At 60.8% G+C, this 20,919-nt stretch carries 15 protein-coding genes, 2 tRNA genes and 3 rRNA genes; 8 read left to right on the top strand and 12 right to left on the bottom strand.

All coding sequences use genetic code 11. The annotated features are described in order from the left end of the window. Positions 1-15 precede the first annotated feature (15 nt). Both flgC and flgB read right to left on the bottom strand, forming a co-directional pair. Positions 16-423: a flagellar basal body rod protein FlgC gene (gene flgC / locus AZKH_RS06435; RefSeq protein WP_015434936.1), complete on the bottom strand. Its 408-nt coding sequence runs from the start codon at positions 421-423 to the stop codon at positions 16-18. A gap of 17 nt (positions 424-440) precedes the next feature. Continuing rightward, positions 441-845, bottom strand: coding sequence for a flagellar basal body rod protein FlgB (gene flgB / locus AZKH_RS06430; protein WP_041656993.1), 405 nt, complete (start codon positions 843-845; stop codon positions 441-443). Between the two features lie 195 nt (positions 846-1,040). On the opposite strand from flgB, the gene flgA reads away from it, so the two are divergent. The 3 genes from flgA (at position 1,041) to AZKH_RS06415 (ending at position 2,676) form a co-directional block, all read left to right on the top strand. Continuing rightward, positions 1,041-1,808, top strand: a complete 768-nt coding sequence (gene flgA / locus AZKH_RS06425) for a flagellar basal body P-ring formation chaperone FlgA (RefSeq protein WP_231874474.1) — start codon at positions 1,041-1,043, stop codon at positions 1,806-1,808. 87 nt (positions 1,809-1,895) lie between these two features. Next, a complete protein-coding gene (gene flgM, locus AZKH_RS06420; RefSeq protein WP_015434933.1) occupies positions 1,896-2,192 on the top strand; it encodes a flagellar biosynthesis anti-sigma factor FlgM in 297 nt (98 codons plus the stop codon). 10 nt (positions 2,193-2,202) lie between these two features. Then, the gene (locus tag AZKH_RS06415; protein ID WP_015434932.1) at positions 2,203-2,676 is read left to right on the top strand and encodes a flagella synthesis protein FlgN; all 474 of its coding nucleotides are present in this window, start codon (positions 2,203-2,205) and stop codon (positions 2,674-2,676) included. Positions 2,677-3,118: 442 nt separating this feature from the next. Here AZKH_RS06415 and rrf read toward each other — a convergent pair. The 6 genes from rrf to AZKH_RS06385 form a co-directional block, all read right to left on the bottom strand. After that, positions 3,119-3,232, bottom strand: a 5S ribosomal RNA gene (rrf, locus tag AZKH_RS06410). A gap of 98 nt (positions 3,233-3,330) precedes the next feature. Next, a 23S ribosomal RNA gene (locus tag AZKH_RS06405) occupies positions 3,331-6,214 on the bottom strand. A 258-nt stretch (positions 6,215-6,472) separates the two neighbouring features. Further along, positions 6,473-6,548: transfer RNA gene (locus tag AZKH_RS06400), tRNA-Ala, on the bottom strand. Between the two features lie 11 nt (positions 6,549-6,559). Further along, positions 6,560-6,636, bottom strand: a tRNA-Ile gene (locus AZKH_RS06395). 77 nt (positions 6,637-6,713) lie between these two features. After that, positions 6,714-8,249 (bottom strand): 16S ribosomal RNA (locus tag AZKH_RS06390). The 16S, 23S and 5S rRNA genes sit together here with 2 tRNA genes alongside, the layout of an rRNA operon. A 438-nt stretch (positions 8,250-8,687) precedes the next feature. Continuing rightward, entirely contained in the window at positions 8,688-10,151 is a 1,464-nt protein-coding gene (locus tag AZKH_RS06385; protein ID WP_156822047.1) for a hypothetical protein, read from the bottom strand. 183 nt (positions 10,152-10,334) lie between these two features. Between AZKH_RS06385 and AZKH_RS06380 the strand changes: the two genes are divergently transcribed. Then, positions 10,335-11,129 (top strand): thymidylate synthase, encoded by a 795-nt coding sequence (locus AZKH_RS06380; RefSeq protein ID WP_015434930.1) that lies wholly within the window; start codon positions 10,335-10,337, stop codon positions 11,127-11,129. Positions 11,130-11,146: 17 nt separating this feature from the next. Here AZKH_RS06380 and AZKH_RS06375 read toward each other — a convergent pair whose 3' ends face one another. The 4 genes from AZKH_RS06375 to apbC all read right to left on the bottom strand — a co-directional run bounded on the left by AZKH_RS06375 (position 11,147) and on the right by apbC (position 15,818). Further along, on the bottom strand, positions 11,147-11,656 hold the full coding sequence (locus AZKH_RS06375) for a dihydrofolate reductase (protein WP_015434929.1): 510 nt from the start codon (positions 11,654-11,656) through the stop codon (positions 11,147-11,149). Beyond that, positions 11,656-13,908: an arginine/lysine/ornithine decarboxylase gene (locus AZKH_RS06370; RefSeq protein ID WP_015434928.1), complete on the bottom strand. Its 2,253-nt coding sequence runs from the start codon at positions 13,906-13,908 to the stop codon at positions 11,656-11,658. The genes AZKH_RS06375 and AZKH_RS06370 overlap by 1 nt, the downstream gene beginning before the upstream one ends. 141 nt (positions 13,909-14,049) lie before the next feature. Then, entirely contained in the window at positions 14,050-14,616 is a 567-nt protein-coding gene (gene dcd / locus AZKH_RS06365; RefSeq protein ID WP_015434927.1) for a dCTP deaminase, read from the bottom strand. Between the two features lie 110 nt (positions 14,617-14,726). After that, positions 14,727-15,818: an iron-sulfur cluster carrier protein ApbC gene (apbC, locus tag AZKH_RS06360; RefSeq protein ID WP_015434926.1), complete on the bottom strand. Its 1,092-nt coding sequence runs from the start codon at positions 15,816-15,818 to the stop codon at positions 14,727-14,729. Positions 15,819-15,905: 87 nt separating this feature from the next. Here apbC and AZKH_RS06355 point away from each other — a divergent pair, with 87 nt between their 5' ends. The 4 genes from AZKH_RS06355 to AZKH_RS06340 all read left to right on the top strand — a co-directional run bounded on the left by AZKH_RS06355 (position 15,906) and on the right by AZKH_RS06340 (position 20,873). Continuing rightward, entirely contained in the window at positions 15,906-16,556 is a 651-nt protein-coding gene (locus tag AZKH_RS06355) for an OmpA family protein (protein ID WP_231874473.1), read from the top strand. Between the two features lie 77 nt (positions 16,557-16,633). Continuing rightward, the gene (gene metG / locus AZKH_RS06350; protein WP_015434924.1) at positions 16,634-18,775 is read left to right on the top strand and encodes a methionine--tRNA ligase; all 2,142 of its coding nucleotides are present in this window, start codon (positions 16,634-16,636) and stop codon (positions 18,773-18,775) included. A 126-nt stretch (positions 18,776-18,901) separates the two neighbouring features. Beyond that, entirely contained in the window at positions 18,902-20,590 is a 1,689-nt protein-coding gene (locus AZKH_RS06345; RefSeq protein WP_015434923.1) for a SulP family inorganic anion transporter, read from the top strand. After that, on the top strand, positions 20,583-20,873 hold the full coding sequence (locus AZKH_RS06340; RefSeq protein WP_015434922.1) for an acylphosphatase: 291 nt from the start codon (positions 20,583-20,585) through the stop codon (positions 20,871-20,873). The genes AZKH_RS06345 and AZKH_RS06340 overlap by 8 nt, the downstream gene beginning before the upstream one ends. Positions 20,874-20,919 lie beyond the last annotated feature (46 nt).

The raw sequence follows: 20,919 nt of genomic DNA, 5'->3' as shown, positions 1-20,919 counted from the left end.
ATTCACTCCGCCCTCTTACTGCCCGATCTGCAGCGTTCTCTGGATCAGCGACTTCGCCGTGTTCATCACCTCGGCGTTCGTCTGATACGCCCGCGATGCCGAAATCATGTTGGTCATCTCCTCGACCACATTCACGTTCGACATCTGCACATAGCCATCCCCGTTCGCCGCCGGGCTGCTCGGTTCGTACACCATCCGCCCCGGCTCCGCGCTTTCGACGACACCGCTGACCTGCACGCCGAGACTGCCCGGGCCCGCCACCGGCGTCGCCGTAAAAACCACTTGCTTGGCCCGGTACGGTTGCCCATCCGGCCCTGCGACGCTGTCCGCGTTTGCCAGGTTCGATGCAGTCGCGTTCAGACGCGCTGACTGCGCATGCAGCGCCGACCCCGCAATACCGAAAACGTTGAACATGCTGCTCATGACCGCCTACCCCCGGATCACTGCCCGCTGATCGCCGTCTGCATGCCCCGCAGCAGACTGTTGATGAACGTGACGCTCGCCTCGTAATGCACCGAATTCTCGGCAAAGGCGGCGCGTTCCACGTCCATGTTCACCGTGTTTCCGTCGACGTTCGACTGGAAATCCCGCCGATACCCCACATAAGCGCCGAATGGCATACTGTCCGCGGCGGAAAGATGCTTCTCGGACGTTCCTGTCAGCGCCAACGGTGCGCTACGCTCACCGAGCGCGCCCTTCAGCGCCGAACGGAAATCGATGTCGCGCGCCTTGTAATTCGGCGTATCGGCATTGGCGATGTTCGAAGCCAACATCTGCTGACGCTGGGCCTGCAGATTCAGAGCCGTCTGATGGAACTGCAGCGCATTGTCCAGTTGGGTTTTCATTTGCATCACCTCAAGTTTGCGAGCCATCTGCCGATAAGACTTACCGTCGGGCACTTGCCTCATTGCACCTTCCATGCCAGCGATCTTAGTCCCCGCTGCACACCCTCCTTGCGGCGATAAGACCGGCAAATACCGGCTAATTTCGCCGCTTGAACTGCCGCCCACCCCACCGCATCCGGCCCTGAACGGCAATCCTTGCCGCCCGCGACAGCCGGGTTGCCTCTGCGTCTCGCGCGTGATGCAATCCCCGTCATGCCCAACCTAATCCCAAGACACATCCGGTCGCTGACAGGCCTGCTTGCGATCGTCACAAGCGCGCTCGCCGCCCCTGCCCAAGCGCAGCAAAATCCCGAACCCGTCGAACGCGCCGCGCGGACCTTTCTGCAGCAACAGACCACCGCACTTCCCGGAAAGGTCAGCATCCAGATCAGCCCCTTCGATCCACGAAATCAACTGCCGACATGCGCAGCGATCACGGCCTTCCTCCCTCCGGGCACCCGCGCCTGGGGGCGCCTCAACCTCGGCATCCGCTGCGAGTCGCCCGTCACCTGGACCGCTTATCTCCCTGTCCAAGTCGCGGTCGTCGCCGACTATCTCGTCGCAAGCCGCGCCATACGCGGCGGGCAGATACTCTCCCCGTCCGACCTTGAACGCCGAACCGGCGACATCGCGGCCGAATCTTCCGCACCGCTCACGGATACGACCCAAGCCGTAGGCCAACGCGCCCGCTATAGCATCGCAGCGGGCAGCGCGATCACCACCGATGCTCTGATCCTTCCGCAGATCGTCCGTCAAGGCCAAACGGTGAAGATCCTCGGCGTCGGCGACGGCTTCACCGTGGCGAACGAAGGCCGCGCGATGAACGCCGCCGCCGCAGGCGAGGCGGTGCGAGTGCGCCTCGCCAATGGACAAGTGGTGACCGGCACGGCCAGAGCGGACGGGGCCATTGAAATCCGATTCTGAAGGCTGCCCACGCCGACAAAAAAGAGCTAAAGTTTCCCTACGACAAGCCGTTAAATCGGTCAGAGATCATTTAATGGGAGTTGCGCCGTGAAAATCGAAGGAACCCTGAAACCGGTCGGCACGACGACGCCCGGTGAAAGTCGGGTGCGCCCACGATCCGACGCATCGAGCACCGCGCCGAGCGACGACAAAGTCGAACTTTCCTCGCTGTCGACAAGCCTCAGCAAGGCAGAAGCAGCCCTGTCGGCGACGCCCGCGGTCGATCAAAGCCGAGTCGATGAAATCCGCCAGGCGATTTCGGAAGGCCGGTTCAAGATTGACGCCAACCGGATTGCGGACGGACTGATCGAAAGCGTTCGCCAGATGCTCGACGCCCGTTCCTGACAAACGAAACGTGACAATCCAGCCGGAAGTTCAGCGCATCGCGCAACTGATCGACACCGAGGCCACGCTATTGCAGGGCTTCGTGGCACTGCTCGAACGTGAGGAAAGCCTGCTCATCGCAGGCGACGCTGACGCGCTGCTCGTGCTGAGCCAGGAGAAGACGGAGCGCTATCACCAGCTCCAGCGCATCCACGGCGATCGCGCCCTGTTGCTCGCCCGACTGCGCAAGCCTCACACCGACGCGGCCATTCGCGAAGTATGCGCCCCGCTGCCGACGACCTGCAGCCGGTGGGACCAGGTGCTCGAACTCGCCCGCGACGCGCAGCGACGCAACGCGCTCAATGGCAACTTGATTACCGAGCGCCTGCAACACAACCAGGCCGCGCTCGCGGTTCTGCTGAACGCCACCCAGCGGCCGCAGCTATACGACGCTGCCGGCATGACTCGCGCCACTGGCATCGGACGCCATCTCGGCAGCGCATAAGCGTCACCCCCCGACCATTCGAATGCTCGCGCGCGAGCGTTGCACGCACCCGGGCGAGCCAGCTGCCGCTCCCATCATCCACCAGCACCATCAGCCGGCTGCCTCTCCCTTGACGCGGCAACGCTGCCCCGAAACACCGCCACGATCCATGTGACTAGACCCTCCACGCCGGCCCGCATGTCGATCGGCTCGACTGCCGGCCACACCGCGTCGAGTCGCATCAACGCAGCACGTAGGTAACCAGGCGGCACACGCATCGCCCGCCGACAACGGCCGGCTAATCGCGGGATCCACCGCGCGTCCGTTCCATTCAAACGGACCATGCGTTGGACAGCAGCTTACCGACGTCCGCCATGCGCAGATCAAGACTTACCCGACAATCGCCGTAGACGTAAAAAAGCCGCGGATCTGCTTGAGATCGGCGGCTTTTTTGGGAGAGGTAGTCTGACGATGACCTACTTTCGCACCCACGAGAGGCACTATCATCGGCGCGGTCCTGTTTCACGGTCCTGTTCGGGATGGGAAGGGGTGGTTCCGGGACGCTCTGGTCGTCAGACTGTAAAGGGGAACAAAGGGGGAGAAGTGTGTGCGGTATGGGGGGTTGTGATTGCTTGCGCGGTGTTGCGTGCGGGTGAGGCGTGGATCCAGGGTTATAGGATCAAGCCGCACGGGCAATTAGTATCGGTTAGCTTAACGCATTACTGCGCTTCCACACCCGACCTATCAACGTTGTGGTCTTCAACGACCCTTCAGGGGGCTCGAGGCCCCGGGGAAGTCTCATCTTGAGGCGAGTTTCCCGCTTAGATGCTTTCAGCGGTTATCTCTTCCGTACTTAGCTACCCGGCGATGCGACTGGCGTCACAACCGGTACACCAGAGGTACGTCCACTCCGGTCCTCTCGTACTAGGAGCAGGTCCTCTCAAACTTCCAGCGCCCACGGCAGATAGGGACCAAACTGTCTCACGACGTTTTAAACCCAGCTCACGTACCACTTTAAATGGCGAACAGCCATACCCTTGGGACCGGCTACAGCCCCAGGATGTGATGAGCCGACATCGAGGTGCCAAACTCCGCCGTCGATGTGAACTCTTGGGCGGAATCAGCCTGTTATCCCCAGAGTACCTTTTATCCGTTGAGCGATGGCCCTTCCATACAGAACCACCGGATCACTATGACCTGCTTTCGCACCTGCTCGACTTGTCGGTCTCGCAGTCAAGCCGCCTTTTGCCATTGCACTATCAGTACGATGTCCGACCGTACCTAGGCGACCTTCGTACTCCTCCGTTACCTTTTAGGAGGAGACCGCCCCAGTCAAACTGCCTGCCATGCACGGTCCCCGACCCGGATTCACGGGCCCAGGTTAGAACCTCAACGACACCAGGGTGGTATTTCAAGGACGGCTCCACGACAACTGGCGTTGCCGCTTCAAAGCCTCCCACCTATCCTACACAAGTCCCGTCAAAGTCCAATGCAAAGCTACAGTAAAGGTTCATGGGGTCTTTCCGTCTAGCCGCGGGTAGATTGCATCTTCACAAACACTTCAACTTCGCTGAGTCTCAGGAGGAGACAGTGTGGCCATCGTTACGCCATTCGTGCAGGTCGGAACTTACCCGACAAGGAATTTCGCTACCTTAGGACCGTTATAGTTACGGCCGCCGTTTACCGGGGCTTCGATCAAGAGCTTGCACCCCATCACTTAACCTTCCGGCACCGGGCAGGCGTCACACCCTATACGTCCACTTTCGTGTTTGCAGAGTGCTGTGTTTTTAATAAACAGTCGCAGCCACCGATTCTCTGCGGCCCCGTCGCCCTTCGGATGTACTCCTACAAGCTACCGGGGCATACCTTCTCCCGAAGTTACGGTATCAATTTGCCGAGTTCCTTCTCCTGAGTTCTCTCAAGCGCCTTAGAATTTTCTTCCTGCCCACCTGTGTCGGTTTGCGGTACGGTCGATTCTAGACTGAAGCTTAGAGGCTTTTCCTGGAAGCAGGGTATCAACCACTTCGGTCTCAAAGAGACCTCGTCATCACGCCTCAGCTCAGCCCGACGGATTTGCCTATCGGGCACGCCTACACGCTTAAACCGGGACGTCCAACACCCGGCCGGCCTAACCTTCTCCGTCCCCCCATCGCATCTAAAATCGGTACGGGAATATTGACCCGTTTCCCATCGACTACGCATTTCTGCCTCGCCTTAGGGGCCGACTCACCCTGCGTCGATGAACGTTGCGCAGGAAACCTTGGGCTTTCGGCGAGGGTGCTTTTCACACCCTTTATCGCTACTCATGTCAGCATTCGCACTTCCGATACCTCCAGCATCCCTCTCGAGACACCTTCGCAGGCTTACGGAACGCTCCCCTACCATCTCTTACGAGATCCGCAGCTTCGGTTCATGGCTTGAGCCCCGTTACATCTTCCGCGCAGGACGACTCGACTAGTGAGCTATTACGCTTTCTTTAAAGGGTGGCTGCTTCTAAGCCAACCTCCTAGCTGTCTATGCCTTCCCACTTCGTTTCCCACTTAGCCATGTATTTGGGACCTTAGCTGGCGGTCTGGGTTGTTTCCCTCTCGTCCCAGGACGTTAGCACCCCAGGACTGTCTGCCGTATATCACTTTGCGGTATTCGGAGTTTGCTATCGCGGGGTAGATCGCAGTGACCCCCCCAACGATTACAGTGCTCTACCCCCGCAAGTGTCCGTACGACGCACTACCTAAATAGTTTTCGGGGAGAACCAGCTATTTCCGGATTTGTTTAGCCTTTCACCCCTATCCACAGCTCATCCCCTAATTTTTCAACATTAGTGGGTTCGGACCTCCAGTACCTGTTACGGCACCTTCATCCTGGCCATGGATAGATCATCCGGTTTCGGGTCTACGCCCAGCAACTCAGTCGCCCTTATCAGACTCGGTTTCCCTACGCCTCCCCTATTCGGTTAAGCTCGCTACTGAACGTAAGTCGCTGACCCATTATACAAAAGGTACGCAGTCACCCCACAAGGAGGCTCCCACTGTTTGTATGCATGCGGTTTCAGGATCTATTTCACTCCCCTCCCGGGGTTCTTTTCGCCTTTCCCTCACGGTACTGGTTCACTATCGGTCGATCACGAGTATTTAGCCTTGGAGGATGGTCCCCCCATCTTCAGACAGGATTTCACGTGTCCCGCCCTACTTGTCGCACGCTCAGACCCGCCACCCATTTTTCGCATACGGGGCTATCACCCTGTATCGCCGGACTTTCCAGACCGTTCTGCTAAATCGATGGTTTAGTCGTGCAGGCTCTTCCCCGTTCGCTCGCCACTACTTGGGGAATCTCGGTTGATTTCTGTTCCTGCGGCTACTTAGATGTTTCAGTTCACCGCGTTCGCCTCCTCAGACCTATGGATTCAGTCTGGGATACTCCCGAAGGAGTGGGTTTCCCCATTCGGACATCGGGGGATCAATGCTCCATTGCCAGCTCCCCCCCGCTTTTCGCAGGCTTGCACGTCCTTCATCGCCTGTGATCGCCAAGGCATCCACCACATGCACTTAGTCGCTTGATCCTATAACTCTGGACCCCTCTTACAGGGCCCCACCGCTACAGGCAACTCGCGCTTGTGCGCATCCATCGGCCGCCGGTTCAAAGCACCAATGAATGCAAAAATGCAATCACACCAACCCATGCCACAATCGATCTTCCGACCGACTGTCGCACACTTTACTTCTTCCACTTTGTTAAAGAACATTGGCACTCAGGCCTAAGCGCTACGCAGCCCACCGGCTACCCACCGCTTAACCCTGACGCGAGCCCCACCTATCGTTGGTGGAGGATGACGGGATCGAACCGACGACCCCCTGCTTGCAAAGCAGGTGCTCTCCCAGCTGAGCTAATCCCCCCCGATACTGCGTGGTGGGTCTGGTTGGGTTCGAACCAACGACCCCCGCCTTATCAAGACGGTGCTCTAACCAGCTGAGCTACAGACCCTCCGATACCGCGAGGCTCTCGTTGCCTGAACAACCGATAAGTTGTGAGTACTCGGCGCCGAGCGGCGCCTTCTCTTGAAAGGAGGTGATCCAGCCGCACCTTCCGATACGGCTACCTTGTTACGACTTCACCCCAGTCATGAATCTCACCGTGGTAAGCGCCCCCCCGAAGGTTAAGCTACCTACTTCTGGTGAAACCCACTCCCATGGTGTGACGGGCGGTGTGTACAAGACCCGGGAACGTATTCACCGCAGCATGCTGATCTGCGATTACTAGCGATTCCGACTTCACGCAGTCGAGTTGCAGACTGCGATCCGGACTACGATCGGCTTTAAGGGATTAGCTCCACCTCGCGGTTTGGCAACCCTCTGTACCGACCATTGTATGACGTGTGAAGCCCTACCCATAAGGGCCATGAGGACTTGACGTCATCCCCACCTTCCTCCGGTTTGTCACCGGCAGTCTCGCTAAAGTGCCCAACTCAATGCTGGCAATTAGCGACAAGGGTTGCGCTCGTTGCGGGACTTAACCCAACATCTCACGACACGAGCTGACGACAGCCATGCAGCACCTGTGTCCTGGCTCCCGAAGGCACTCCCTGATCTCTCAAGGATTCCAGGCATGTCAAGGGTAGGTAAGGTTTTTCGCGTTGCATCGAATTAATCCACATCATCCACCGCTTGTGCGGGTCCCCGTCAATTCCTTTGAGTTTTAACCTTGCGGCCGTACTCCCCAGGCGGTCGACTTCACGCGTTAGCTGCGTTACTCAGAAAGTTACCCTTCCGAACAACTAGTCGACATCGTTTAGGGCGTGGACTACCAGGGTATCTAATCCTGTTTGCTCCCCACGCTTTCGTGCATGAGCGTCAGTATCGGCCCAGGGGGCTGCCTTCGCCATCGGTGTTCCTCCACATATCTACGCATTTCACTGCTACACGTGGAATTCCACCCCCCTCTGCCGTACTCTAGCCGTGCAGTCACAAGCGCAGTTCCCAGGTTAAGCCCGGGGATTTCACACCTGTCTTACACAACCGCCTGCGCACGCTTTACGCCCAGTAATTCCGATTAACGCTCGCACCCTACGTATTACCGCGGCTGCTGGCACGTAGTTAGCCGGTGCTTCTTCTGACAGTACCGTCATCCGCCCCCGGTATTAACAGGGGCGTTTTCTTTCCGTCTGAAAGAGCTTTACAACCCGAAGGCCTTCTTCACTCACGCGGCATGGCTGGATCAGGCTTGCGCCCATTGTCCAAAATTCCCCACTGCTGCCTCCCGTAGGAGTCTGGGCCGTGTCTCAGTCCCAGTGTGGCGGATCATCCTCTCAGACCCGCTACGGATCGTCGCCTTGGTAGGCCTTTACCCCACCAACTAGCTAATCCGACATCGGCCGCTCCAATCACGCGAGGTCTTGCGATCCCCCGCTTTCCCCCTCAGGGCGTATGCGGTATTAGCTACGCTTTCGCGTAGTTATCCCCCATGACTGGGTACGTTCCGATGCATTACTCACCCGTTCGCCACTCGCCGGCGGGCCGAAGCCCCCGCTGCCGTTCGACTTGCATGTGTAAAGCATGCCGCCAGCGTTCAATCTGAGCCAGGATCAAACTCTTAAGTTCAATCCAACAATGCACTCAAAGAAATCATTACTGACTTACATCTGAGCACTCAATGCTTGCAAAGCGCGGGCTCCTAAGAACCCACTTGCGCCTGCCGTCACCGAGCACTCACACTTATCGGTTGTCCAATTTTTTAAAGAACCGCCGCCGAAGCAGCGAGAAAGAAATTCTGACAAACTTCACTGTCGCCGTCAAGCACCGCCGATATTTTATTTCTTCAACATCGGCTGCGTTCAACGCTCTTTCCCTCTCCGCCGCCGCTGCGTTTCACCGCTGCGTCGCGAAGAGGGGCGGATTATATAGACCGCAGCGCGGCCGTCAACTACCTTTCCTGAAATACTTGAACGAGGGCAGCAAGAAATCACTCCGTGCCCATTCGGCAAAATCGCATTTTCAGGCTTACATCCGCACATCCTAATAGGGGCGACAATTGCGGCGTCAAAGAACCTGATATACCCGCAAATCAAATCCCTCCCCCTCGACCAATCCTCGCAGCGGTTTGAGCTTTTGCAGCCGCCCGCCGTCCGTTATAAACAGCGGCAGATCGGAGCTGAGCTGGTTGCTCCCTGCTGCAATCCTAAGCGCTTCGCCTTTCAGGATCGGATCGCAGAGAAACACGTCGGCTGAGGCGCGACCGTCGTCGACACGGGCAGGGACCGGCCGCTGAGACAGGGTCTCGAGGCCAACGAACGGGTATTCCCCTGCCCCGGTCCAGGTGCGACGGACGATCGCGAGATGCCAGGCCGCGCAGTCATTCGCTCGCACGCCAACGAGTTGCCCAACCCGAACACTCGGCTCGGACTCGCCGCATATGTATGCGCCCAAACCGCCGCGACTCACATCCTTGAGAGACCACTCGACCTCGGCAACCGACGACCGCCCCGAAAACAGCTCCCGCAATTGGTCGATTCCGCACACGGCGGACAGTGTTCCATCGAGCATGTGGCGCCGAAACCGTCGAACCGGAGGCGTTTCAGACCAATGAAGAATCAAATGTTCGAGCACTGTGCGCAGGACCTTTTCGCCGTCCTCGCCTGCAGCAAGCGCCAGCGGCGCCTTGCCCACTATTAGATTCTCGAGCAATTCCTTTAGCGCACCTACGGCGACACCGGCCGAATAGAACCATCCTCCGTCGAGTTCATTGGGCGGGCGAACCAATCGCCGCGGTGCGGCACCTTCTCGCGGACACACGTAATATGTTGCCCCCGCAAACGGCCGCGACCGGAAGTTAAGCATCGGAAGCGCGAAGGCCATGACCCGACCAACGACAAGCGAAGCGCGCGGAGGCAGGAGACCAAGGGACGCGGAGTAAGCAGCTACTGCGCGCAGGTATTCGTTTTCGAGCGAGGCTCCCGGCCCTCCCCAGTGCATCTGCGCTCTGACGCGGCCCGTCCCGTGCCCAGATTCAGACGCAACGAAAGAGGTGCCGAGCCAACTCCAGACATGAGGATGCGCCGGCCCGCCGCTGCAAAGCTCCCAGATAACGCGGTCTGCGCCGGCACGCATGAGTCGCAATCGGCAGTCCTGGATACGTGCCAGGCGGCCGATGATGGAAGGGTCGGATGTGAGCGAATTGACCGAACGTTCGTAGGCGTTCAGAAGAATGCCGAAGAAGTCGCGCGTGGCGGCAATCAACTGCGCTGCGAGAGTCTCCGATGATGCAGAGGCGGCGACCGGTGATTTCAGGACACGGTTCAAGAGGGTACGCGCCTGATTGTCCAGCGCGGAGACGGTTTCGAAGCGCGCATCGATGGTGCCCCCGGACGAGCCCGACACGTCGACGAGACGCGCGCCGATTCTGCCCAAACCGTGGACAGCCTCGTCGACCACCGCTTCACCGATGGCTGAATTCGGCGCCGGAGCCATTCCGGCGCCGGAACCTGTCCCGCTTTGCATCGACACGTCTTCTCCCTGTGGACGGCGCGAACGCTGCGCACCTTACGGCAATTTAGGCGGTCGCCCCCTCCTCCGCGCGGGAAGATAGCACACGCGGGCCATATTGATCGGGGCCCAGGCAGGACAGTCGGACGGCGCTGCGAGCACGCGACGCGTTAGAATTGCAGTTCGCGCACACGAGATTTTTTCATGAGACAGTATCAAGAACTGATGCGCCACGTGCTGGAACACGGCGATCGAAAATCCGATCGCACCGGCACGGGCACCTTGTCGGTATTCGGCTGGCAGTTGCGTTGCAATCTGGAAGAGGGATTCCCCCTGCTCACCACGAAGAAGCTGCACACGCGATCGATCATCCATGAACTGCTCTGGTTCCTGCGCGGCGAAACGAACATCCGCTATCTGAAGGAAAACGGCGTATCGATCTGGGATGAGTGGGCAGACGCCGACGGCGACCTGGGGCCGGTATACGGCAAGCAATGGCGTCGGTGGGAGACTGCCGATGGCCGCACCGTGGATCAGATCGCGAAGTTGATCGACGGACTGAAACGCAACCCGGACTCCCGTCGGCACATCGTTTCAGCGTGGAACCCGGGAGAAGTCGATGGCATGGCCCTTCCGCCGTGCCATGCGTTGTTCCAGTTCTACGTCGCCGGCGACCGGCTGTCTTGCCAGCTTTATCAGCGCAGCGCCGATATCTTCCTTGGCGTGCCGTTCAACATTGCTTCGTACGCGCTATTGACGATGATGGTCGCGCAGGTGTGCGGCCTGCGACCGGGCGATTTCGTGTGGACCGGGGGCGATTGCCATCTTTACCTGAACCATCTGGAGCAGGCGCGCCTTCAACTTTCCCGAGAACCGCGTGCCTTGCCGACCATGAAGCTGAACCCGGAAGTGAAGGACATCATGGCATTCCGCTTCGAGGACTTCACGCTGGAAGGCTACGATCCCCATCCGCACATCAAGGCCGAAGTGGCGGTGTAGCGGGACATCCCCGTCGCCTAGCGACGGGGTTCGATTGCAAGCCGACGGTACTCGACGAAGTCGAACGGGTATTCGTTGTGCTCGTCGGCCTCGTGGTGTTCGCGACGAACTTCGCTGAAGTGGGCCGCCTTGAACTTTGGGAAGTATGCGTCGCCTGCAACTTCTGCCCCAACTTCGGTGACGATCATCGCATCCACGCGGTCGATGAGCTGACGATAGAGGTCGGCGCCACCGATGACAAAGAGCTGATCATCTCCCACCGCCCGCAGCACCTCATCGATGCTGGGGAAGACTTCCGCCCCCTGAAGCGCGTAGCCCTCCTTCCGGGACAAGACGAGGTTGCGCCTGCCAGGCAGCGGGCGGCCCAGCGACTCCCAGGTCTTCCGGCCCATCAGGATCGGATGCCCAATCGTCGTAGCCTTGAAGTGCGCGAGGTCGGCTTTCAGTCTCCATGGAAGCTGGTTGTCGCGACCGATGACGCCATTGCGCGCGACGGCAACGACAAAGACGATTTTCGGCGTATCCATCAGCCTTGCTTCACGCAATCGACGAAGTAGTCGACGCGGCCGTTCGATTGCTCTCGGACGAAACCATGGATGTCAGTCTCGAAGCCGGGGAAAGCGGCATTGAAATCGCGGGCGAACTTGAGATAACGAACGATCGTTGAATTGAAGCGCTCGCCCGGAATCAGCAGCGGAATGCCCGGCGGATAGGGAGTAACGAGCATGGCAGTGACGCGCCCTTCAAGTTCATCGATTGCGACCCGCTCGATCTCGCGATGCGCCATCTTCGCGAATGCTTCGGCGGGCTTCATCGCGGGAACCATGTCCGAGAGGTACATCTCAGTCGTCAGGCGCGCGACGTCGTTGGCCTTGTAGAAACTGTGGATCTGACCGCAAAGGTCCTTCAAGCCGACCTTTTCGTAGCGGGGGTGCTTGGCGATGAACTCCGGCATCACGCGCCATAGCGGTTGATTGCGGTCGTAGTCGTCCTTGAATTGCTGCAGTTCGGTCACGAGGGTGTTCCAGCGCCCCTTGGTGATGCCGATCGTGAACATGATGAAGAACGAGTAGAGTCCGGTCTTCTCGACGATGATCCCGTGTTCGGCCAGGTAGCGGGTCAGGATGCCGGCCGGGATACCCGTGTCGGCGAAATCGCCGTCCACGTCGAGGCCCGGGGTGATGATCGTCGCCTTGATCGGGTCGAGCATGTTGAAGCCGGGTGCGAGATTGCCGAACCCGTGCCAACGGTCGCCTGCTTGCAGCATCCAGTCTTCGCGATCGCCGATGCCCTCTTCGGGCAAATAATCGGGCCCCCAGACCTGGAACCACCAGTCCTCGTCGCCGAACTCGGCATCGACTTTGCGCATTGCGCGACGGAATTCGACGGCTTCGGATAGCGATTCTTCGACCAGTGCAGTGCCCGCGGGAGGCTCCATCATCGCAGCGGCGACGTCGCACGACGCGATGATCGCGTACTGCGGCGACGTGGAGGTGTGCATCAGGTACGCCTCGTTGAAGATATCCCGGTCCAGTTTGCGGGTCTGGGAATCCTGCACGAGGATCTGCGACGCCTGCGACAGGCCGGCAAGCAGTTTGTGGGTGGACTGCGTCGAGAAGATCATCGACTTTTCGCAGCGCGGGCGGTCGGCGCCGATGGCGTGGTAATCGCCGTAGAAGTCGTGGAAGGCCGCGTGAGGCAGCCAGGCTTCGTCGAAGTGCAGCGTATCGATCTCGCCGTCGAGCATCTCCTTGATGGTCTCGACGTTGTAGACGACGCCGTCGTAGGTCGACTGCGTGATCGTCAGAATGCGCGGCTTCTTGTTCACCGCGTCGCGCGCGAACGGATTGGCCGCAATCTTCTTCTCGATTGCCTCGGTGCTGAATTCGGCGAGCGGAATCGGACCGATGATGCCGTAGTGGTTGCGGGTCGGTGTCAAGAACACCGGGATCGCGCCCGTCATGATGATCGAATGGAGAATCGATTTGTGGCAGTTGCGGTCCACGACGACGATGTCGCCGGGCGCAACCGTGGTGTGCCACACCATCTTGTTCGAGGTCGAGGTGCCGTTGGTGACGAAATACAGGTGATCGCAGTTGAAAATGCGGGCCGCGTTGCGCTCGGATGCGGCGACGGGGCCGGTGTGATCGAGCAGTTGGCCGAGTTCTTCGACGGCGTTGCAGACGTCCGCGCGCAGCATGTTCTCGCCGAAGAACTGGTGGAACATCTGGCCGACGGGGCTCTTCAGGAACGCGACGCCGCCCGAATGGCCGGGGCAGTGCCACGAATACGAGCCGTCCGCGGCGTAATGCGTCAGGGCGCGGAAGAACGGCGGCGGGAGGCTTTCGAGGTAGTTCTTCGCTTCGCGCACGACGTAGCGGGCGATGAACTCGGGCGTGTCCTCGAACATGTGGATGAAGCCGTGCATCTCGCGCAGCACATCGTTCGGGATGTGGCGGCTGGTGCGCGTTTCGCCGTGCAGGAAGATCGGGATGTCGGCGTTGCGGAAGCGGATCTCTTCGACGAAGGCGCGCAGGTCGGCAATCGCCTTGTCGGCGGCTTCCGGCGAAGAGAACTCTTCGTCGTCGATCGACAGGATGAAGGCGGAGGCTCGGCTCTGCTGCTGGGCGAAGGACCTTAGGTCGCCGTAGCTCGTGACCCCGAGCACCTCCATCGCTTCGTCTTCAATGGCCTGGGCCAGTGCGCGGATACCGAGGCCGCTGGTGTTTTCCGAGCGGAAGTCCTCGTCGATGATGATGATCGGAAAGTGAAAGCGCATCCCAATGTTCTCCAACTGCTCGCCTTGCGGCAGCGGGCTTCGCCCGCGTCATGTTTGCTCCCGGCTCACCGGAAAGCACAAAGGGCCGTCAGACGGCCCCGTTGATCATCGCTTCCGCACGCCGGCGGTTCGACAGGTCAATCAGATCTTCGGCAGCGTTACGCCGGTCTGGCCGAGATACTTGCCGCCCCGGTCGCGATAGGAGGTGGCGCACTCCTCATCGGACTCGAAAAAGAGCATCTGCGCAATCCCTTCATTCGCGTAGATTTTCGCGGGCAAGGGGGTGGTATTCGAGAATTCCAGCGTCACATGGCCTTCCCACTCGGGTTCGAGCGGGGTGACGTTGACGATGATGCCGCAGCGCGCGTACGTGGACTTGCCGAGGCACACGGTCAGCACGCTGCGCGGAATGCGGAAATATTCGACGGTCCGCGCAAGCGCAAAGGAGTTCGGCGGGATGATGCAGACGTCGCCGACGAAATCGACGAAGTTGCGTGCGTCGAAATCCTTCGGGTCGACGATCGTCGAGTTGATGTTCGTGAAGATCTTGAATTCGTTGGCGCAACGGACATCGTAGCCGTAGCTGGACGTACCGTAGGAGACGATCTTGCCACCGTCGTTCTGGCGCACCAGCTCCGGGGCGAAAGGCTCGATCATCCCGTGCTGCTCCGCCATGCGGCGGATCCACTTGTCGGACTTGATAGACATGGAGTGCGGATTCCTCGTGAACCTGCCCGGGGCGACCGGACGCGAAAAATCCGCGTAGTTTAGGGCATGCGCCGCCGGATCAAAAGCACAAATCGAGCGGCGCCTGTCGATCAGGTGTTCTTGATGACGATGTTGGGGAACTTGTGGGTCATGTCCTTGGCCTTTTCGGCGACGCGGACGGCGACCTTGCGGGCGATTTCGCGGTAGACGCCCGCGATGCGGCTGTCGGGATCGGACACGACCGTCGGGGCACCGGCATCGGTTTCCTGACGGATCTTCAGATCCAGCGGAAGCGCTCCCAGGAAGGGAATATTGTAGTCGGAACAAAGCCTTGCGCCACCGCCCGTACCGAAGATCGGCTCCTCGTGACCGCAGTTCGAGCAGATGTGGATGCTCATGTTCTCGATCACACCGACGATCGGCACACCGACTTTTTCGAACATCTTGATGCCCTTGCGCGCATCGAGCAGGGCGATGTCTTGGGGCGTCGTCACGATCACCGCACCGGTCAACGGCACGTTCTGCGATAGCGTGAGCTGGATGTCGCCGGTGCCCGGGGGCATGTCGACGATGAGGTAGTCCAAGTCCTTCCAGTTGGTTTCGCGCAACAACTGGGTCAGCGCCTGCGTCGCCATCGGGCCGCGCCAAACCATCGGGGTCTCGACGTCGACCAGGAAACCGATGGACATCGTCTGCAGGCCGTGGGCCTCGAGCGGTTCCATGCTCTTCCCGTCGAGCGATTGCGGGCGCTGGTCGCCGATACCCAGCATCTGCGGCTGCGAGGGGCCATAGATGTCGGCATCCAGGATGCCGACGCGCGCACCCTCCGCGGCAAGTGCCAAGGCCAGGTTTGCAGCGGTCGTGCTCTTGCCCACGCCGCCCTTTCCGGATGCGACAGCAATGATGTTCTTGACGCCAGGCAGCAACTTCACGCCCTGCTGCACAGCGTGGGCGACGATCTTGCTGGTGACGTGCGCATCGACACGCGCGACTCCCGGCAGCGCGGCGACGGCGGCACAAACCATGTCACGGATCACCGCATGCTGCGTCTGTGCCGGATAACCCAGTTCGACTTCGAAACTGACTTTGCCGCCAGCGATGGAGATATTGCGGATACAGCGTGTCGAAACGAGATCCTTGCCGGTATTCGGGTCGATGACGGCTTTGAGAGCCTCGTTGATTGACTCGGGGGTCAGACTCATGGCGAACAATCCTTGACGGTCGAGGGCCCACTCCAGGGGCAACAAGTACAGGCATCATACCTAAGCCCGCTCCGGCGCTCATCCTCTATGGAAAAAGGGGCATCGGGAATGCGTCGAAACGGTAAAATCGCGGTCCCGAAAATTCACGCTCCTTCCAGGAAGTACACGAGCATGCCCCGATTTGCGGCCTTGGCAGCCTGCGCGCTGATTGCGACGCTTTCCGCCTGCGCCACGCCCCCCGCCGCACCGCGCGCCGCGGCAGCGGCCGAAAATGGCCGGCACGTCACCCTCCCGACACCGAAGGTCGATTGGCCGGCCGAACGAGACCGGATCAAAGGCGCCCTTGGAGGCCGTCCGGACCTATCACTCCCGACAGCCTCCGACGAACAACTGCGAATCCTGGTGCCCGGGGCGGATGCCTTTGCGCGTGACGATGCCGCGCCGAAGGCCGGTCTGAGGACGACGCTCGACAAGATCGCTTCCGTGCTGGCTGTGACACCCGAGACCGAGATCCTCGTGATCGGACACACCGATAGCGTCGGGAGCGAGACCTACAACCTGCAACTGTCGATCCGGCGGGCCGAGGCGGTGGTCGAGTACCTCAGGACGCGCGGAATTGCCCTGTCCCGCCTCGTCGCCGACGGCCGCGGCGAAGCGGAACCGATCGCAGACAACGGAACCGAAACCGGTCGCGCCAGGAATCGGCGTATCGAAATTGTCGTGCGTCCGTTCAAATAACCGCCTTGAAATGCCTCGCGCCACGAAGTCGCGCCGGGGCTTTGCTAAAATCCCGTTTTCGCTTTCGCAGACTTGCCATGCCCCGGAATATCCTCGTTACGAACGCCCTCCCCTACGCCAACGGCGACATCCACCTCGGCCACCTGGTCGGCTACATCCAGGGCGACGTCTGGGTGCGCTATCAGCGCATGCGCGGCAACACGGTCCATTACGTCTGCGCGGACGACACGCACGGCACGCCGATCATGCTGCGCGCCGAAAAGGAAGGCATCACGCCTGAGGCGCTGATCGGGCGGGTCCACGGTCAGCATCTGCGCGACTTCACCGATTTCGGCGTCGCCTTCGACAACTACCACAGCACGCACAGCCCGGAAAATCGCGCCTATGCGGAGGACGTCTACGCGCGCCTGAAGAATGCGGGCTTTATCGACACCCGCGCCATCGAACAGTTCTACGACCCGGTCAAGGAGATGTTCCTGCCGGACCGTTTCATCAAGGGCGAGTGCCCCAAGTGCGGTGCGGCGGACCAGTACGGCGACAATTGCGAGGTCTGCGGCGCCGCCTACGCACCGACGGAACTGAAGAACCCGTACTCCGCGGTATCCGGCGCGAAGCCGGTGCTGAAGACGTCGGAGCATTACTTCTTCCGTCTGTCCGACCCGCGTGCGGTGGCCTTCCTGCGCGAATGGACGCGCGGCACCAGCGCCGACGGTACCCGGCGCCTGCAGGCCGAAGCGGCCAACAAGATGAAGGAGTGGCTGGGCGACGGAACGACCGGCGACGGCGAGAACACGCTGTCCGACTGGGACATTTCGCGCGACGCGCCCTACTTCGGCTTCGAGATTCCGGGAGCACCCGGCAAGTACTTCTACGTCTGGCTAGACGCGCCGATCGGCTACCTTGCGAGCTTCCGCAACCTGGCGGACAAGCGCGGTGACATCGTCGTCGAGGATTTCGTCGATCCGACCCGCGCGGCCGCGGCCGGCACAGAGATGGTGCACTTCATCGGCAAGGACATCCTGTATTTCCACGCGCTCTTCTGGCCCGCAATGCTGGAATTCGCCGGCTACCGGACGCCGACGCAATTGTGCGTAAACGGTTTCCTGACCGTCGACGGGGCGAAGATGAGCAAGAGCCGCGGCACCTTCATCACCGCACGCTCCTACGTCGATCAAGGGCTGAACGCCGAATGGCTGCGTTACTACTTTGCGACTAAGTCGAACGGCACGATGGAGGACGTCGACCTCAACCTGGACGACATGATTGCCAAGGTCAATTCGGACCTGGTCGGCAAGTACGTCAACATTGCCAGCCGCTGCGCAGGCTTCATCAGCAAGCGCTTCGAGGGCAAGCTGGGTGCGACGGACGCCGCGGCGACCGACGCGTTCAAGGCCGCCTTCGAGTCCGGCGCAATTTCGCAAGCCTACGAGGAGCGAGACTACGGCCGTGCGATGCGCGAGATCATGCATCTCGCAGACCTCGCAAACCAGTATGTGAACGACAACAAGCCCTGGGAGCTCGCCAAGCAGGAAGGCCGGGAAGCACAACTGCATGGCGTTTGCAGCACCGCACTGACGCTCTTCCGCGACCTGACGCGTTACCTCAAGCCGGTATTGCCCGCGCTCGCCGCGAAGGTCGAAGCGTTCCTGGCGATCGAGCCGCTGTCGTGGCAGGAAACCTGGGCTGCGCTGCCCGCAGGACATTCGATCAACGCGTACGCCCACCTGATGACCCGCGTCGAGCGCAAGCAGGTCGACGCCCTGCTCGAAGCCAATCGCGAGTCGCTCGCGCCTGCCGCAGCCGAAACCAAGGCGGCGAGCTCACAGCAGCGCCATGCCGAAAAGCAGCAGCACGAGGCGCAGTCGGCAGAGACTGCGATGGCGCACATCTCGATCGACGACTTCACGAAGGTCGATCTGCGCATCGCGCGGATCGTCAGCGCCGAGCACGTGGAGGGCGCCGACAAGCTCATCCGGCTGCAACTGGACATCGGCGAAGAAAAGCCGCGCCAGGTCTTTGCCGGCATCAAGTCGGCCTACGATCCGGCGACGCTGGTCGGCCGCCTGACCGTGATGGTCGCCAATCTCGCGCCGCGCAAGATGAAGTTCGGCATGAGCGAAGGGATGGTGCTGGCTGCCTCCGACCCGGATGGCAAGACCGGCGGACTCTACATTCTCTCGCCGGACAACGGGGCTGCTGCCGGAATGCGCGTCAAGTAGGAAACGCAGCGTAGATGCCCCTCACTCCCTCCAAGCGCTGGCTCGTGCAGCAGCGCACGGCACCCGGTCGACTGTGCTGCACCCGCCAGCAATCGTTGCCGCATACCGAGGGATTGAGGAGGCCTCATGATCACGTTTCGCCCCAAGCTGTTTGACACGCTGTCCGGCTACCACCGGACAAGCTTCACGCACGACCTTTCCGCCGGCATCACCGTCGGCGTGCTCGCCCTGCCGCTCGCGATGGCGTTTGCCATCGCCTCGGGCATGACACCCACGGCGGGCATCTGGACGGCCATTGTCGCCGGCTTCCTGATCTCGGCGCTGGGCGGTTCACGCGTACAGATCGGCGGGCCGACCGGCGCCTTCATTCCGATCATCTACGGCATCGTCGTCGACTACGGGGTTCCCAACCTGCTGATCGCGACGATGATGTCGGGGGTCATGCTGCTGGCGATGGGGGCCTTCCGGCTCGGCAACATGATCCGCTTCATCCCCGTCTCGGTGGTGATCGGCTTCACGAACGGGATCGCAGTCGTCATCTTCATTTCACAGATCAAGGATTTCCTCGGGCTCAACATCGCGAAGATGCCCGGAGAGTTCTTCGGCAAGATGGAAGCGCTGTTTGACGCCGCGAACACGCTCCACCTGCCGACGCTTGCCGCGTCGGTCGCATCGCTGGCGATCCTGCTGAGCTGGAATCGGCTCGCCGCGCGCGCAGCTTGGATGCGCCGGCTGCCAGGCCCCCTCGCTGTGCTGCTGATCGCCACGGCGGTGAATGCGCTCCTTCACCTGCCGATCGACACGATCGGCAGCCGCTTCGGCGGCATCCCCCAGGATCTGCCGGGCTTCGGCTTTCCCGCCTTGTCGCTGAGCACGCTCGGAAAGTTGATCGCTCCGGCGCTGACGATCGCGCTGCTGGGGGCCATCGAATCCCTGCTGTCTGCACGCGTGGCCGACAGCCAGATCGACGACCGCCACGACCCGAACCAGGAGTTGATGGCGCAGGGCATCGCGAACGTCGTGGCGCCGCTCTTCGGCGGCTTCGCCGCGACCGGTGCGATTGCGCGCACTGCGACCAATATCCGCTCCGGCGGTAGAACGCCCGTCGCCGGCATGCTCCACGGTCTCGTGTTGCTTGCCGTGGTGCTCGCGCTGGCGCCCCTCGCGAGCCACATCCCGCTGGCAACGCTGTCGGCCATCGTGGTGGTGGTATCGGTCAACATGGGCGAATGGCATGCCTTCGGCTGGCGCGAGCTGACGCGCTACTCCGTGCAATACCGTGCAATCCTCCTCGGGACCTTCATCGTCACGGTGGTCTTCGACCTCACCCTCGCCGTCGAACTCGGGATGGTGCTCGCAAGCCTGTTCTTCATCTATCGCATGTCGGACCTGACCCGCATCGAAAGGATTCCGCTTGAAGACTATTATGGAGTTGATGCCTTGGCGCGGGACGACGGAACGCCCCGAATCATCGCCTACCGCGTCTTCGGCAGCCTCTTTTTCGGTGCGGCGAACAAGCTGGAGAACCTCCTGCTGATGCAGGACGGGCACCCCGACGCGCTCATTCTCGACATGGAAAAGGTCATCAACATCGACACGACCGGCCTCGACATCCTGCAGACGCTGCACCGCAACCTGCAGAAACGGGGCGCCGAACTGATCCTGTGCGACCTGAATTCGCAGCCGGCATCGATCCTCGAACGATCCGGGTTCGCGGAAACCCTCGGCCGCGACCACCTCGCCGGCAATATCACGGATGCCCTGTTCCGCGCCCAACGTACAGGCGGCCTGGTCCCGGAGGTCTCATATGCCTGAAGCCGCGATCGTCGTACGACTCCTGACGATTCACGGTCTGGTCCAAGGCGTCGGCTACAGAGCCAGCGCACAGGCCGAAGGTGTTCGGCTCGGACTCTCCGGCTGGGTGCGGAATCGGCGCAGCGGCGCTGTGGAGGCACTCATTGCGGGCCCGCGGCCGAATGTTGAGGCTTTCATCGCGTGGGCACACCGCGGCCCCTTGATGGCTCGCGTCGAGCGGGTCGAAGTGCTCGCGGGTGAAATACCGGAGAACAACGACTTCGACGTCTTCCCCACGCTCTGACTGCCTTTCGGCCATAGGACGGGCGATCCGCGCGGCCAATCGGAAC

Source organism: Azoarcus sp. KH32C, from assembly GCF_000349945.1.
Lineage (GTDB): Bacteria > Pseudomonadota > Gammaproteobacteria > Burkholderiales > Rhodocyclaceae > Aromatoleum.
Note: the sequence above shows the minus strand (reverse complement) of the source record. Positions and strands in the feature narration are given on the sequence as shown.

Bases quoted from the DNA above. Each gene is read 5' to 3' on its own strand.
- AZKH_RS06355 (WP_231874473.1), top strand. From the start codon at position 15,906: ATGGAAAAAGGGGCATCGGGAATGCGTCGAAACGGTAAAATCGCGGTC.
- AZKH_RS06375 (WP_015434929.1), bottom strand. From the start codon at position 11,656: ATGGATACGCCGAAAATCGTCTTTGTCGTTGCCGTCGCGCGCAATGGC.
- AZKH_RS06370 (WP_015434928.1), bottom strand. From the start codon at position 13,908: ATGCGCTTTCACTTTCCGATCATCATCATCGACGAGGACTTCCGCTCG.
- AZKH_RS06380 (WP_015434930.1), top strand. From the start codon at position 10,335: ATGAGACAGTATCAAGAACTGATGCGCCACGTGCTGGAACACGGCGAT.
- flgB (WP_041656993.1), bottom strand. From the start codon at position 845: ATGAAAACCCAACTGGACAATGCGCTGCAGTTCCATCAGACGGCTCTG.
- AZKH_RS06340 (WP_015434922.1), top strand. From the start codon at position 20,583: ATGCCTGAAGCCGCGATCGTCGTACGACTCCTGACGATTCACGGTCTG.
- dcd (WP_015434927.1), bottom strand. From the start codon at position 14,616: ATGTCTATCAAGTCCGACAAGTGGATCCGCCGCATGGCGGAGCAGCAC.
- metG (WP_015434924.1), top strand. From the start codon at position 16,634: ATGCCCCGGAATATCCTCGTTACGAACGCCCTCCCCTACGCCAACGGC.
- AZKH_RS06345 (WP_015434923.1), top strand. From the start codon at position 18,902: ATGATCACGTTTCGCCCCAAGCTGTTTGACACGCTGTCCGGCTACCAC.
- flgC (WP_015434936.1), bottom strand. From the start codon at position 423: ATGAGCAGCATGTTCAACGTTTTCGGTATTGCGGGGTCGGCGCTGCAT.
- apbC (WP_015434926.1), bottom strand. From the start codon at position 15,818: ATGAGTCTGACCCCCGAGTCAATCAACGAGGCTCTCAAAGCCGTCATC.